The sequence below is a fragment of the Pedobacter sp. FW305-3-2-15-E-R2A2 genome (assembly GCF_038446955.1).
Classification (GTDB): Bacteria; Bacteroidota; Bacteroidia; order Sphingobacteriales; family Sphingobacteriaceae; genus Pedobacter.
In genome coordinates this window covers 5,908,281-5,923,483 of the sequence record NZ_CP151803.1, presented here as the reverse complement: position 1 = coordinate 5,923,483, position 15,203 = coordinate 5,908,281, and the positions used below count along the sequence as shown (strand labels likewise).

General features: G+C 40.4%; 13 protein-coding genes. 3 read left to right on the top strand and 10 right to left on the bottom strand.

The window, feature by feature from the left end:
* Positions 1–50: 50 nt before the first annotated feature.
* Complete coding sequence (locus AAFF35_RS23945; RefSeq protein ID WP_342329085.1) at positions 51–1,661, bottom strand: beta-N-acetylhexosaminidase; 1,611 nt, start codon at positions 1,659–1,661, stop codon at positions 51–53.
* A gap of 90 nt (positions 1,662–1,751) precedes the next feature.
* Positions 1,752–3,686, bottom strand: a complete 1,935-nt coding sequence (rpsA, locus tag AAFF35_RS23940) for a 30S ribosomal protein S1 (RefSeq protein WP_073233816.1) — start codon at positions 3,684–3,686, stop codon at positions 1,752–1,754.
* 319 nt (positions 3,687–4,005) lie between these two features.
* On the opposite strand from rpsA, the gene AAFF35_RS23935 reads away from it, so the two are divergent.
* Positions 4,006–5,322, top strand: a complete 1,317-nt coding sequence (locus AAFF35_RS23935) for a PepSY-associated TM helix domain-containing protein (RefSeq protein WP_342329084.1) — start codon at positions 4,006–4,008, stop codon at positions 5,320–5,322.
* Here AAFF35_RS23935 and AAFF35_RS23930 read toward each other — a convergent pair.
* From AAFF35_RS23930 to AAFF35_RS23920, 3 genes are all read right to left on the bottom strand, one after another.
* A complete protein-coding gene (locus AAFF35_RS23930; RefSeq protein ID WP_342329083.1) occupies positions 5,303–6,277 on the bottom strand; it encodes a helix-turn-helix domain-containing protein in 975 nt (324 codons plus the stop codon). The genes AAFF35_RS23935 and AAFF35_RS23930 overlap by 20 nt on opposite strands.
* Before the next feature lie 99 nt (positions 6,278–6,376).
* Positions 6,377–7,525, bottom strand: a complete 1,149-nt coding sequence (locus AAFF35_RS23925) for a PepSY-associated TM helix domain-containing protein (RefSeq protein ID WP_342329082.1) — start codon at positions 7,523–7,525, stop codon at positions 6,377–6,379.
* Positions 7,526–7,709: 184 nt separating this feature from the next.
* Positions 7,710–8,171: an Lrp/AsnC family transcriptional regulator gene (locus AAFF35_RS23920; protein WP_069378149.1), complete on the bottom strand. Its 462-nt coding sequence runs from the start codon at positions 8,169–8,171 to the stop codon at positions 7,710–7,712.
* A 304-nt stretch (positions 8,172–8,475) separates the two neighbouring features.
* Between AAFF35_RS23920 and serC the strand changes: the two genes are divergently transcribed.
* Positions 8,476–9,585 (top strand): 3-phosphoserine/phosphohydroxythreonine transaminase, encoded by a 1,110-nt coding sequence (gene serC, locus AAFF35_RS23915; RefSeq protein ID WP_342329081.1) that lies wholly within the window; start codon positions 8,476–8,478, stop codon positions 9,583–9,585.
* On the top strand, positions 9,582–10,442 hold the full coding sequence (locus tag AAFF35_RS23910) for an RNA polymerase sigma factor RpoD/SigA (protein WP_074606821.1): 861 nt from the start codon (positions 9,582–9,584) through the stop codon (positions 10,440–10,442). The genes serC and AAFF35_RS23910 overlap by 4 nt, the downstream gene beginning before the upstream one ends.
* Positions 10,443–10,446: 4 nt before the next feature.
* Here AAFF35_RS23910 and AAFF35_RS23905 read toward each other — a convergent pair whose 3' ends face one another.
* The 5 genes from AAFF35_RS23905 to AAFF35_RS23885 all read right to left on the bottom strand — a co-directional run bounded on the left by AAFF35_RS23905 (position 10,447) and on the right by AAFF35_RS23885 (position 15,193).
* On the bottom strand, positions 10,447–11,277 hold the full coding sequence (locus tag AAFF35_RS23905) for a DUF1080 domain-containing protein (protein ID WP_342329080.1): 831 nt from the start codon (positions 11,275–11,277) through the stop codon (positions 10,447–10,449).
* A gap of 102 nt (positions 11,278–11,379) precedes the next feature.
* Complete coding sequence (locus AAFF35_RS23900) at positions 11,380–11,586, bottom strand: hypothetical protein (RefSeq protein WP_342329079.1); 207 nt, start codon at positions 11,584–11,586, stop codon at positions 11,380–11,382.
* A gap of 76 nt (positions 11,587–11,662) precedes the next feature.
* Positions 11,663–12,988 (bottom strand): HAMP domain-containing sensor histidine kinase, encoded by a 1,326-nt coding sequence (locus tag AAFF35_RS23895; protein ID WP_342329078.1) that lies wholly within the window; start codon positions 12,986–12,988, stop codon positions 11,663–11,665.
* Positions 12,989–12,994: 6 nt separating this feature from the next.
* Positions 12,995–13,678 (bottom strand): response regulator transcription factor, encoded by a 684-nt coding sequence (locus AAFF35_RS23890; RefSeq protein WP_342329077.1) that lies wholly within the window; start codon positions 13,676–13,678, stop codon positions 12,995–12,997.
* 108 nt (positions 13,679–13,786) lie between these two features.
* Positions 13,787–15,193, bottom strand: coding sequence for an efflux transporter outer membrane subunit (locus tag AAFF35_RS23885; RefSeq protein ID WP_342329076.1), 1,407 nt, complete (start codon positions 15,191–15,193; stop codon positions 13,787–13,789).
* Positions 15,194–15,203: the final 10 nt, after the last annotated feature.

Sequence of the window (15,203 nt, the reverse complement as noted above, 5' to 3'; positions counted from 1 at the left end):
CGAAAGAAGAAAAGTGTATTAAGAAAAACAGTAAAAGATATTGGGAGAACTTAATTCTCCCAATATCTTTTACTGTATTTTATTCCCATTTGGTCATACCTCCTGAGTTGCTGTTTTAATCTCTGCTGAAAACTGCTGTAATTGCGCTTGGCTTTAGGGCTCCATAATACTTCACTCAAAGCATCCAGTCTTGGAAATAACATGTACTCGGCTTTAGCGGGATTGCTGATGTATTCCGACCAAAGGTTGCCTTGTGCTCCCCAGATGTATTTGCCTTCGGCAGGACTCAGCGCTGCAGGTATAGGCTCATAATTATAGACGTTAGCCAGGGGCAGGAACTTCGCTGCAGTGAGGGAATCTTCCTTTAAGAACTGTGCATGATTGAAGTACATGAAATTCTCCGGAGTCATGATGACTTTATGTTTTTGTTTTGCCGCAGCAATACCTCCCTTTTCACCACGCCAGCTCATCACCACCGCGTTAGGAGCAAGGCCACCATCAAGGATCTCATCCCATCCGATAATGGTTTTTCCTTTGCTGTTCACAAACTTTTCTATCCTATGGATAAAATAGCTTTGCAGTCCGATTTCGTTTTTCAATCCTTTCTCTTTAATCAGTTGTTGGGAAAAGGCAGACTGTTTCCACCAGATCTTCGAACATTCATCTCCGCCAATATGGATATAGGAAGAGGGGAAGAGGTTCATCACTTCGGTTAGGACTTCTTCCAGGAAAGTAAAGGTTTGCTCAGAGGGAAGTAATACATTATTGAATTTATTGAAAATTCCCCAGGTTTCGGCGACTTTCTTAGGAAGCTTAGGTGTAGTGCTCAATTCCGGATAAGCGGCGAGGACCGCCATGCTATGTCCAGGCATTTCTATCTCAGGGATGATGGTAATGTATCGCTCTGTGGCATATCGGATCACTTCTTTTACTTCTTCCTGGGTATAGTAGCCGCCATAGCGGATGCCATCGTTCCCTGTTCCAGGATAAAGGCCGATGATGGAGCCATCTCTCCAGGCACCAACCTCAGTTAATCTTGGATGTTTTTTTATTTCTATGCGCCATCCATGATCATCCGTCAGGTGCCAGTGGAAATAATTGAGCTTGTGCATCGCCAGATAATCAATGTATTTTTTGACAAAGCTGACATCAAAAAAATGTCTGCTGACATCCAGGTGCATTCCCCGATACGCAAAACGTGGATAGTCCGTGATCGTTACTGCCTGAACCTGTAAAGGAAATGCTTTGGCACTTGGAGGCAATAGTTGGATCAGGGTTTGTATGCCATAAAATATACCTGCAGGGGAAGAAGAGCGAATGTTGACAGATTTACTGCTTACCGCCAAAGCGTACTGCTCCGGATTTGGATCAGCAACTTTTATGAGGGTTAGATTGATTACATTTTTTCTGTTCAAATCAGTTCCCGTGGTCAGGCTAAGGTCCAGGTTATAGTATTTTTTGATATAGTTAATGAAGAAATCTGCGGCCGGTTTCAGCTTGTTGTCGCTGATAAATAGCTGTGTGCTACGGTGATCGATAGAAAAGTTCTCTGATGTCTTTCCTATCGTCATTTCCACAGGTTGTGGGATAAGTGAAGGGAGTTGCGCGCGACTTACCTGGAACAACAGCAGGGTGCTGATGATACTGATGAAGATTCTCATAAAATGAACGGGGTATTGGTTTTAGGAAACAAAGTAACAAAAAAAAAGGCATCCCGGTTGGGGATGCCTTTAATATATAAGCTTTAAAGATTATTTAGCTTTGTTTTTGCTTTCTTCACCTTCCATCTGCTCTTTTAATTGAGCAAGTACACCTAGATCGCCAAGCGTTGATTTCTCAACTGAATCTTTAACTTTCTTAACTGCACTACTTGATGCTTTAGCTTCTTTTTTCTTAGTAGCTCTTTCTTCAGCAACAGCTTCAGCTTTAGCCTCTTCCCAGATACGGGCATGAGAAACAACGATACGTTTCGCATCTTTGTTAAACTCAATGATTTTGAAATCATTAGTTTCTTCAGCTTTGATAGTAGTTCCGTCTTCTTTAGCCATGTGTTTAGTTGGTACGAAACCTTCTACACCATATGGTAAAGCAATAACAGCACCTTTATCAGTTACTTTAACAACAGTTCCCTGGTGGATTGAATCTAACGTGAAGATAGTTTCAAAAGTATCCCAAGGGTTTTCTTCTAATTGTTTGTGACCTAAGCTTAATTTACGGCTTTCCACATCTAATTCAAGAACAACTACGTCTAATGTATCACCTACTTTAGTGAATTCGTTAGGGTGGTTAACTTTTTTAGACCAAGAAAGATCAGAGATATGGATTAATCCATCAATACCTTCTTCAATTTCTACGAATACACCGAAGTTAGTCATGTTTTTAACTACAGCAGTATGTTTGCTTCCGATAGGATATCTTTCAGCAACATTTTGCCAAGGATCTTGAGTTAATTGCTTAATACCTAAGCTCATTTTGCGTTCGTCTCTGTCTAAAGTTAATACTTCAGCTTCGATTTCATCGCTAACTTTCAAGAATTCTTGTGGGCTGCGTAAGTTTTGTGACCAAGACATTTCTGATACGTGGATTAAACCTTCAACACCAGGAATGATTTCTAAGAAAGCTCCGTAATCAGCAACAGTAACAATTTTACCTTTAACTTTAGATCCAACAGCTAAGTTAGTGTCTAAAGATTCCCAAGGGTGTGGAGTCAATTGTTTTAAACCTAATGCAATACGTTTTTTCTCGTCATCAAAGTCAAGAACTACAACGTTGATTTTCTCATCTAAGCTCAATACTTCTTTTGGATGCTCTATGCGGCCCCAAGAAATATCAGTGATGTGAAGTAAACCGTCAACTCCACCTAAATCGATGAATACACCGAAGTCAGTGATGTTTTTAACTGTTCCTTCTAATACCTGTCCTTTTTCAAGTTTAGATACGATTTCAACTTTTTGGCTTTCTAAATCGTCTTCGATTAAGATTTTATGAGAAACTACTACGTTTTTAAACTCATGGTTGATCTTAACAACTTTGAATTCCATTGTTTTACCCACGTATACATCGTAATCGCGGATAGGTTTGATGTCAATTTGTGAACCAGGTAAGAAAGCTTCAACACCCATGATGTCAACGATAAGACCACCTTTAGTACGGCTTTTAACAAATCCGTTGATGATTCTGTCATTGTCAAGAGCCTCATTGATAGACTCCCATGATCTTTGGGTTTTAGCTCTTTTACGAGATAAAATTAACTGACCATTCGCATCTTCCGGAGCTTCAACGAATACGTCAACTGTATCACCAATTTTCAAGTCAGGTGTATCACGGAACTCAGAAGTAGATACTAATCCGTCAGATTTAAATCCTACGTTTAATACTACATCTTTATTGTTGATAGACACAACAATACCGCTGATGATTTCACCTTGGTTGATTTGATTGAAAGTATCGGTATACATGTCTTCAAACTTTTTACGGTCTTCATCAGAATATTTTCCGAAAACTTTGTCATCTGCATCCCAGTCAAAATCTTGATCAGGGGTAGCTAATGATGATTTGATCTGTTCGATCGACACTGAATCAGCTTCTGACTCAATGGTTTCTTTCTCGGTCAGACGAGCGTCTGCACCTTGCAATTCGGCTTTTTTAGCCTCTAGTTCTTTTTCTGCTACTTGTTTTTTAGCCATTAAAATTTAATCTCCTTTTCCCGTGAGGGACGGCAAAGATAGAAATTAATTATTTTAAAGAAAAGAATTTTGTGATAAATGTTGTTGATTTAGAACAGATTGTAGAGAAAACAGGGGATTATCAGGATATCGGGAATAAAACCAGATTGAATTCCGGGTCAAATATCAGCATCAACATTTGATCTTATTGGGCAGATAGCCAAAGTACTTTTCTTGGTGAGGTTAGTAAGATTAAAATTGGGATAATCGTCCGAGTATTTAGACTAGTTCTTAATACTTGAAGAATTATGCTAAATTTGCAAAAAAACACAAGGCCTAAATGAAACAATCAACACCAAGATCTGCCTGGCAGGTCACACGTAAACTTTTTAATGACATTCATTTATGGCTGGGATTAGCCAGTGGAATTATTGTCATTGTAGTTTGTCTCAGCGGAACACTGTATGTATTTAATACAGAAGTTAAAGAAATGGCAAGTCCGGAGTTATATAAAGCAGGACGTATTGCAGGAGCAGTGGCTTTACCTATCGAAGAACTCATCGGAAAAGTAAAAGCCAATACTGGTGGAAAAGTTGTTTCTATAAGAATTCCTTTAGATCCTAACCGAACTTATCAGTTCATGGTTAAAATGAAAGAGGAGAAAAAAGAAGGAGAAGCAGCGAAGGCGCCGGTTAAAGAAAAAGGAGATAAAGTGAAAGCTGGAAAAGATAAACCTACAGAAGGAAAACGCCCTTCAGCTTTTGCTGTGAATCCATATACCGGAGAAGTAATTGGCAATATTTCAGAAACAAAAACTGCGGCGGCTTCTTTCATGAAGACAATGTTTAGCCTTCACAGGTGGTTGCTGTTAGACAAGATCGAAAAACCTATTTTCGGAGAACTGGAAAACAGAAAATTAGGAAGTTATATTTCTGGTGCGGCAACGATTCTTTTTACACTCGGGGTGATCACCGGAATGATCATCTGGTTCCCACAACGATTGAAATCATGGAAGCAGGGATTAAAGGTCAAATGGACTGGAAGCTGGAAAAGAACGAATCATGACCTGCACAATAGTCTGGGTTTTTATGCCTGTATCTTTTTATTTCTGATGGGCATCACAGGACCTCAATGGTCGTTTCCCTGGTATCGCGAGGCCTTGCGTAAAACATTAGGTACTTATCAGCCGGAAGGCTTTGAACCACCAAAAGACCCTGTTTCAGTGATTAAATCGGGAACAGCCGGGGCTCCTCTTAACATTGCCGATTATATTAAAAAGGCAGATGAAGTTTTACCTTATTCCGGAGATTACAGCATTAGTCTGCCTAAAGATTCTATCTCTGCAATTGCCATCACAAAAAATAAGGTCGGCTTTTTTGCACCTTCAGCTGGAGATAAATTGTTGTTGGATCAATACACTGCTGGTGTACTTAAAATAGAGGTATTTAAGGATAAGCCATTTAATGAGCGAATCTCTGGCTCAATTAAAGCATTACACCTGGGAGATGTGTATGGCATGTTTACAAAAATCATTTATTTCCTTGCCTGTCTGATTGCCACAAGTTTGCCCATTACCGGAACTTTGATCTGGTTGAACAAGATGAAGAAAAAGAATAAAAAAGTAAAACAGAAACCTGCTATGCAGCTTTCGGCTTAAACTTATCCCGATAATCTTTAGGCGTCATTCCGGAGTTTTTCTTAAAAAGCTGCCGGAATGTCTTTAAATCATTATAACCAGAATGAAGCATGATTTCTAAAATGCTGAAATTGGTTTGTTCCAACAGTCTTTTAGCAGCCTCTATTCTTGTTTTCTGTAAATATTCGATCAGCGTACTTCCGGTAGCTTGTTTAAAACGACGCACAATATTACGTCTGCTGGATGGAATCTGCTGTAAAATATCCTCAATAGTGACTGCTTCTTTATAGGCATTTTCAATGCAAAGCTGCGTTTTAACGACCAGATCATCCCCATGATCTTTAGCCGGATGAAAAGTTCCGAAATAGCTCTGCTGCTCCCTGTTCATGTCGATCGCAAAAATCTTTGCAATATGAACGGCCAGATTACGGTTACAGTAATTGTGAATGAGTGTTAGCATCAGATGAAAACTACTGGTTGCGCCTCCACTGGTATAGATTCCTTTATCAATGGTAACCACTTTATCAGGTTTAAAGTAAACATCCGGAAAACTGGACGAGAAAGCCTGACTGGCGTTGACATGAGTTGTGGCGCTTTTTCCATTTAAAAGGCCACTGGCTGCGAGTAAAAATGCTCCTGTACAAAAGCTGGCCAGTTCTGCTCCCTTTTTATATTGCTGTTGCATCCAGGGTAAAAATTCCAGGTTGTTGTGGATAGAAGAGTTAAGGTCCGTGCCATCAAATGCAGGAATTAAAACCAGGTCTTGTTGTCCGGATTCGTTTAAGGAAAGAGACGAATACTTTTCAAAAGAAGCACCTTCAAAAGCCAAGTTTCCGTTACGGATCAGATTGATCTTGAAGAAAGGGGCTTCTCCATTATTTTCATAATGACTATTCACTGTATCGAACACATCTAAGATTGCTGCGACACTAAGTAAACGGTATTTGTTGGTTAATAATAAGCCTACCTGTATCATACCATTATATGTTTATAGGATGCAAATTAAGAAAATTTGTCTCAAATACCCCTCTTTCCTTCGTTTTTAATTAACTGCAAGCCCTTGTTGACCTGCGCACTAGGCTTGTGCTTTTGCTTTTTGTTTCTTTTTTCTGCCCCACCAAATAATAAAGCCGGTGATGGGTAAACTTGCCGCAATCAGACTGGCAAAGAAAGCCATGATCTTGCCCGGTAGTCCGGCGATTGCTCCGATATGGATGTCATAATTCATCCGGGAAATCCGGTCGGCCAGACTTGTATCCGACAGCTTTCCAAAAATGTGATCTACAGGGATCTCCTTCAGTGTATATTGGTCATAGTAGAGGTAATCTGCCTTCCAATAGGTATCTGTATCGGGATTAATGGCTACTTCAATTGCCAATTTATCATTCTCCGGTACATGGACTTCTACTCCTCCGGTATAGCCGGGAAGTCCGGCCATTGTCCTTGCCCATAATAGATCTATTGCCGGCTGTTTGTGGATATTGGGTTTTATCGTTGTCGTATCCGAATAAGTTTCTTTAAAGGGCTTCATGCGGTCTCCACCGGAGGAAATCCAATATACTGAGCCGGCAAACCATTGAAAGCCCATGACCAATCCGGAGATCGCAATAAAAATAAGGATCCAGGTCATGTAAAAGCCGAGTACATTGTGTAAATCATAATTGATTCTTTTCCATTTGGCATTCAGCTTTATAGAAAACCGCTTCTTACTGGCAGCTCTGTTTTTAGGCCACCATAAGATTAAGCCGGAAATCAGGAGGAAGAGGAACATTAGAGTGGCACTGGCCAATACCGGCTGGCCCACATTTGGTGGAAGCCATAAGTAATAATGTCCCATAATGACGATTCTGAAAAAGTCGTCATCCATATTTTTTACTTTTAGAACTTCTCCGGTATAAGGGTTTAAAAATACAATCCAGTAATATTCAGGGTCTGCGGCATAGTAAACAACCTGGGCGGATTTGCCAGCCTGATAACCGATGCTGTGTGCATGTTTTCCCGGGACCTGTTTATCTGCAATCTGTTTTAGCCTGGAAGGGGTTAACAGTGCCGATGTTTGTACTTCCGTAAAGCGATAAGGTTGCGTAATGTTTTCTATCTCACGCTCAAACGCCAATATGCATCCTGTGATGCCTAAGAAACATACAAAAATTCCAGAAATCAATCCCAGCCATAGGTGTACCTGTCCGATCCAGTATTTGAACCTGTTTTTATTTTTATTCAAAGGGGTTGAATTTTCTTGTTTCTATTTGGATTAAATCTAATTAGCTGCAAAGAAAGCAACTCAAATCTGATCCACAAAATAAATTGGAATAATTCTACCGGTCTGAAACGGGATTTTTTCAACACCCCAAGAACAGGGGGGAGAAAGACTGGATTTTTTTTCGATTGGATTGAGGGCTCCGGATCTATATTTTATAAGTCGTATCTCTTTTCTCTTCTGATAAGACTAAAAAGCTCTGTACACTTCCTACATTGGGTAATTTAGACAACTGTCCACGTAGAAAATCATTATAACCTTTCATATCCGGAGATACGATCTTTAGGATGAAATCGAAATTTCCAGTGATGTAATAACACTCTCTGACATCCTCAAAAAGAACAACTTCTCTTTGGAAAGCACTCAAAGCCTCTTCAGAGTGATCGTTCATCTGAATGTGGGTATAAGAAATGATGCTATTGCTGCTCTTTTGTAAATCCACCAATGCTGTATATCCCTTGATATAGCCATTCTGCTCCAGCCATTTTACCCTTTCAAAAATTGGGGAAACGCTTTTTCTTAACCTTCTTGCCAACTCCTTATGAGTCATTCTGGCATCTTCCTGTAACAGGCGTAAAATTCCAAGATGTGTAGGATCTAATTTAGACATTGTGCAGCGAATGAATTTCTGACTTAGTGTATATTTTTTTAACGTTATTCCTGTCAAATATAGTATTATTTATTTTTTATGAAACATTTGGTACCTTCTGCATTAAGGATAGTGTACTTAATACCTTAACTCGCTAAAAAATAGGATAGTAAGGAAATTATATTTTGCTTGATGGATAGATAATAAATGCCTACCAAAAATTGTATGGTTTAAAGTAGTCGAAACAGAAAAATTTGCTGAATGTACTGGAAAAATTAGATATCTGTTTTGGCCTTCCGAACTTTGGAGCAATCAACTGTAACTAATGACAACAATTATCAAACACAATTTCGGAGCCGGGCCTTGTATCTTACCTGCTAAAGTTTTAGATCAGGCAGCAGATGCTGTCAGGAATTTCAATGGCATTGGCCTGAGTATTCTGGAAATTTCACACCGTACTCCGGAGTTCGAAGCGGTGATGAAAGAAACGGAAGATTTAGTGAAGGAACTGCTGGAAGTACCCGATGGTTACAGCATTCTCTTTTTGCAGGGGGGAGCAAGCACTCAGTTTTCGATGCTTGCCATGAACTTTCTTCATCAGGATAAAAAGGCTGCTTACCTGGATTGTGGATATTTCTCTCAAAAGGCAATTAAAGAGGCTTTGTTGTTTGGCGAGGTCGATATTGTAGCCTCTTCAAAAGATAAAGGATATAACTACATTCCTCTTGGATATGAAATCCCGGAAGATGCTGCCTATTTCCACTATACTTCTAACAATACAATTGAGGGAACTGAAATGTTCAGCTTTCCGCCAACGTCTGTTCCGGTCATTTGTGATATGTCATCTGATATTTTCAGCAGAAGGGTAAATGTGGCAGATTTTGACCTGATTTATGCAGGCGCACAAAAAAATATGGGTCCCGCAGGAATGACCTTGGTGGTGGTAAAAGATAGCCTGCTGGAGAAAATACAACGTCAGGTCCCATCCATGTCGGATTATCGCATTTACAGGGACAATGGTTCTCTTTTTAATACACCTCCGGTATTCTCCATCTATGTGGCGATGTTAAACCTAAGGTGGTTAAAAGAAAAAGGAGGTGTAGCACAGATTGAAACCGAGAATATCGCTAAAGCAATATTGCTATATCAGGAAATTGACCGCAACCCATTGTTCTATGGTCTTGCTGATCCGGACCATAGGTCAAGAATGAATGTAACCTTTAAAATGAAGAACCCTGCTCTGGAACAGGAATTCCTTGACTTCGCCGCTGCAAGAGGAGTGGTAGGTGTGAAAGGATACCGTTCAGTGGGTGGCTTCAGAGCATCCTTATATAATGCATTGCCAATTTCCAGTGTGGAGGTTCTGGTGAACTGCATGAACGATTTTGAAAAAGAAAATAAAGAGGTAGAACTAGCAAAAAGTGAATCTGTATGAGACAATTAAAGATCGCGCAATCCATTACCAACAGAGATACCGATTCCATTGATAAATACCTGACAGATATTGGAAGAATAGACCTCCTGAGCATTGATGAGGAGTTGAGTCTGGCTAAAAGGATAAAAAAAGGAGATACTGTGGCATTGGATAAATTGGTGAAAACCAATTTACGTTTCGTAGTTTCAGTCGCAAAAAAATATCAGAACAGAGGTTTGCAGTTGGCGGACCTCATCAGCGAAGGAAACCTCGGGCTCATTAAAGCAGCACACCGTTTTGACGATACCAAAGGTTTCAAGTTCATCTCATTTGCCGTTTGGTGGATCCGCCAAAGCATTATGCAGGCCCTTGCCGATCAGAAAAGAATGATCAGGCTTCCTGGAAATCAGGTGTTGGGAATCATTAAAATTAATAAAGCCGCGGACCTGTTAGAGCAAAAGCTCGAAAGGTTGCCTACTTATGAGGAGCTTTCTGTGGCCACTGAGCTTTCTCAGGAAAAAGTAGCAGATTATTTGTCCAGCGCGCCATTGTCTTACTCTCTGGATATGACCACCAATGAAGAAAGTGGCTTTACCCTGATGGATACCCTGGCTAACGACAATGTACCTAATACCGATGCCTTAATGATGACGGAATCATTGAGCGAAGACCTCAACCGGACATTGGGGGTATTACCGGAACGGGAAAAATGGATCATCACCCTCTTCTTTGGCCTGGATAACCATACTGCATTGACATTGGATGATATGGTGGAAGTATTCAATTTAAGCAAGGAAAGAATCCGACAATTAAAAGACAGGGCTTTGAAAACCCTAAGACAGAATTGCAGAACTCCTTACCTGGCAGAATATTTCTAATAAGTTATCTGCGCTTTGCTTTCTCTTTTAGTGCCGATAAATCTTTTAGCTCCACTTTGCGGAAGTCTATAGGCTGTCCTTCGCTTTGCAGGGCGATATATCCACTGCTGAGTAGCTTGCCATCTATTTTCATTTTTGGATCATAGCCATTTGCCACTCCTCCTCCAATCTGAGGTTTTGAATATTGTAATACCGTATCTCCATTAATGATATGGGTAATGAGAGAATCGCCAAGAACGATCAACTCTGCACGTACCCATTGATCGCCATCATAAGTCTTTGAATTAGAATTAAGACAATGAGCGGCAGCCAGCTTTCCCTGATAAACTACATTTGTTCCGGGTGAACACATATTTCCTGTTGGTCTCGGTTTCCCATCTCCTAAACCACCCAGAAACTGCATCTCCACAGATATCGGCCAGTCTTGTTCTTTAAGCATCGTCCGCGGGTCCTGGGAATGAAACATCACACCGCTATTTCGCAGGGTATAAGAGGGCGCCCCTTTTTGAAGTTCACCTACGAAACGGTATTCCACCACAAGGTGATAATAGGAGTAAGGGACCTTATAATATAAATGGCCGAACTGGTCGTTGAAATCGCCATACTGATCGTACCGTACTTTCACCATGCCATCTTCTACGCGAAAAGTATTGCCAAAATTTTCATCTATTCCATGGTGATGGATTTTTACAAACCAATCTTTAATGTCTTTTTTGTTGAAAAGAGAAATCCATTTGCCTTTATCAGATTGATATTGATCAGCTTGTTTTTTTGTGCTGCCGCAGCCGCAAAGCAGGATGTAGCAGAGAAGAAGCGCTACCGGGGTTGTTTTCATAATTTGGTTCGTTGGTGTGGTTGACCCCAAAATACAAAAAAAAGAGGATATCCATTGCTGGACATCCTCTTAGGCTATAGTTCTTAACGAGGTGTTTAGACCTTATTTATGTTTTGCTGGTGCTTTTGGAGCAGCTGCAGGCGTAGTTTTTACTGCTTCAGCTGGTTTAGCTGCTTCTGTTTTTTTCACTTCAGCTTTTTTGTTTGCTTTTACTTTATGAGCTACAGGTTTTGCAGTAGCAGCAGGAGTTTGTGCGAATGCGCCGAAAGTTGTTGCAACTAATGCTAACGCTAAAATTGTTCTTTTCATGTTTTTAATATTTAATGTGATTTGTTAGATCAAAGTTGCATATCAAACATGAAGATTTCATGAAGATGGAATTGTGCTAATCTTTTCCAGAAAAAATAATAATGACCTGTGTCCCACTCCCTTTTTTCGACTCAATTTCGATCTCAATTCCGTGGAAAGCAGCAATACTGCGGACAATAGAAAGCCCCAGCCCGTGACTGTCTTCCTTTTCCGATTGGAACTTTTCGAATCGCTGGAAAGCATGCTGAACCTCATTGAGGTCCATTCCCTGTCCGGTATCTGCAATGATGAGCTGATAATGGTGGTCAACAATAGCATCGTAAATGGAAACACTTCCGGAAGGAAGGTTGTACTTAATGGCATTATTCACCACATTCATCATTAAGGTATTGAATAAAGACCGGTTGCCTGTAAACACATGATCATGACTTAGGTTAATGTTAAATTTAAGGTCCATCATCATCAGCCGGTGTTCCAGCTCTTCATACACATCATGAACCACTTCTCTGATTGCAATGCTGTCTGGTTTTTGATATTGATTGTTTTCTACTTTTGAGATGAGCAGCAAGCTATTAATGATCGACTTGAGTCTGTTTAAGGTTTTTAAACAGGCAAAGACCTTGTTTTCTCCTTCGGGGCTTAATTTTTCATCATTCAGTAGATTTTCCAGACGGGTATTCAAAATAGAGATGGGGGTGAGCAGCTCATGGGAAACATTGGCAATGAATTCTTTCTCGGTGATGAACAGGTCGGCGATTTTATTCATCAGGATACTAATGCTCTGGTCTAAGATCTTAAAATCTTCAGTTGTCGTTTTTACAGGCTCATAATTGAAGCTGATCGGATCGTTCACCTTATTGAGTTTCTGATCAATGATCTGATAAAAAGGGGCGAGTAAAAATTTACTGAAAGCAAGATCTGTCAGTAAGGTCAGGATTACTGCTGCAAGGAGAATGAGAAAGGTAAATACGGAAATGGTGTGTTCTAACTGGCCTACGGTCGACATTGTTTCTCCCAGCTCCAGCAGATATCTTCTGCCTCCATATTTAAACTCGGCACTCAGGATCTGGTATTCTTCCTGGCTCCCCTCAATCTCTCTGGTCTCCTGACTGAAATAATGTTTCAGTTTTGAAGTATCGCTGTTCTTTACTTCTTTCAGAATGATGTATTCTTCTTTCAGAAGGTTGTAATCTGTAAAGGTCTTTTGCTGAGTTAACAAATCGTTGATCTTTACGCTGGAAAGGTTGGTGATGAGTTTGTTCTTTTTCTGAATCAGTCGCTGGTGGATGTGATTTACAGAAATTCTGTTGATGGAAACCAGGATTAATATGCCCATCATCGTGATGATTGCAACTTTGGTCAGTGTATTGTATAGGGCCAGTTTTAGTTGCAGCTTCATCATCGATCCTTATTTGCCGGAATTTATTCTGTAGCCAATACTCCTGACGGTTTCAAACCATTCGATAGGGGCATGTCCTGAGAGTTTTTTACGTAAGTTTTTAACATGAACATCTACAAAATTGGAGTCGGAATTGATTTCCAGGATATCACCCCAAACATGCTCAGTAAGGTTGATCCTTGAGATCACACGGTCTTTATTCAATACCAGGTAATTGAAAATCTCAAATTCTTTACCAGTCAGGCTTATTTTTTGACCGTCAAAACTCACCTTATGGTTTTTAATGTCCAGAATGAAGTTGTGGATGTTTACTTCATTCATTTCCAGTTTATGTTTTCGCCGGATGATGGCATGCATGCGTGCCAGCAGTTCTGTTAAAGAAAAAGGCTTGGGCAGGTAATCATCAGCGCCGGCTTCCAATCCTTTAATGCGGTCTTCTACATCGCCCCTGGCGGTAAGAATAATCACTGCATCTTCGCGATCTTTAAGTTGTTTGAGCTGATGGAGCAGTTCAAATCCATCTCCTCCGGGTAAGCCAAGATCCAGCAGGATAAAGTCGTAAGTATTGACAAATATTTTCTCTTCGGCTGAGGATTTCTTCCAGGCGTGTTCTATTGTATAGCCTTCTTTACCAAGGAACTCGGCAATCTCCAGTCCTAAGTTTCTTTCATCTTCAACGATCAGAATATTCATGCGTTCAATATTACGTAAAAAATTATTTAATCAGGAGCACCAAAAAACCTGATCCATTAAAAAAGGGGATTCCTGTTAAGAAATCCCCTTAATGTCATTTAGAAAAGACTATTTCCAGCCTCCGCCTAATGCTCTGTAAAGATTCACTACAGATTGTAATTTTTGTAGTTTGTCATTCACTCCACTCAATTGAGCGGCTAAAAGGCTTTGTTCTGAAGTCAATACATCAGTATAGTTTGTAGCAGAGCTATACCTCAGTAATTCCTGAGTATAATTTACTGATTTTTCTAATGCTGCAATTTGCTTTGCCCTCGCTTCTTCCTTTTCAACAGCAGTCTGATAGGTATACAATGCGTTGGATACTTCCTGTCCAGCCATCAGTAAGGTTTTTTGGAAAGTATTTAAAGCCTGTTCCTGTGCAGATTTAGCCGTAACGAGTCTTTGTTTATTTAAGCCTTTGTTAAAGATAGGCTGTGTTAAACCACCAACCAGGTTGTAAAAGATTGATTTGCTAAAGAAATCCTTGATGTCCAGACTTGACAATCCTCCTGCTGCCGTGATGGTGAGCGAAGGGTAGAAGTAAGTACGGGCAAGGTTCGTGTTTTCAAATGCCGCTCTGAAAGCAAATTCGGCACCCTGAACATCAGGTCTGTTTTCCAGCAATTGCGTAGGAATACCAATTTTAACATCAGGGCTCAGGCTTTGATCCGCCAGCTTGCTGCGGTTAATCGGACCCGGTGCTCTTGATAATAAAATGTTAAGTGCGTTTTCCGTTTCTCTGATCGTTCTTTTTAAATCAGGAATGGTTACTTCTGTTGCATACCGACTGGCTTCACTCTGAACCACTGCAGCGCCATTTACTACGGCACCTTCTTTCAGGGTTTTCATGGTTTCTACACCGGCAATCCTGCTTTTTAAAGTCTCCTGAGTAATTTCCAGCTGTCTGTCTAAAGCAAGCAGGTTATAATAATTGTTGGCAATGTCGGCGATCAATTGTGTCTGAATTGCCCTTTTGGCAGCATCCGTTCTGAAATAAGCGGCCAAAGCAGATCTTTTAGTACTGCTCAGCTTGCCCCAGATGTCCGCTTCCCAGCTGGTACTCAGCTGTGCTTTAAACGTATTGGTCAGGGTATTGATGTTAATTCCCGGAGGAAAGTTTAAACCTGCCTCAGATTGCTTTGACCTGGTTACATTGGCATCCAATGTTAGAGATGGAAGAAAAGCAGCCTTACTTTGTTGTAAGGTCGCCTGTGCCTGTACAATATTTTGTAAGGCATTTTTCAAATCCAGGTTCTGGTCAAGACCTTCCTGAATCAATCCTGATAGTAAAGGATCGGCAAAAAGGGTTTTCCATGGCGTATTCGCCATGGTAGTAGTATCTGTAGCTGTCTGCTCACGGAACAACCCGGCTGTTTTCAGCGAGGGGTTCTCGTAAGTCTTGGTCACCTTGCAGGATGCAAATACTGTAGCTGCAATTGCCAGGGTGAAAAGCTGTTTTTTATATGTCTGAATCATTGTCTTTCTC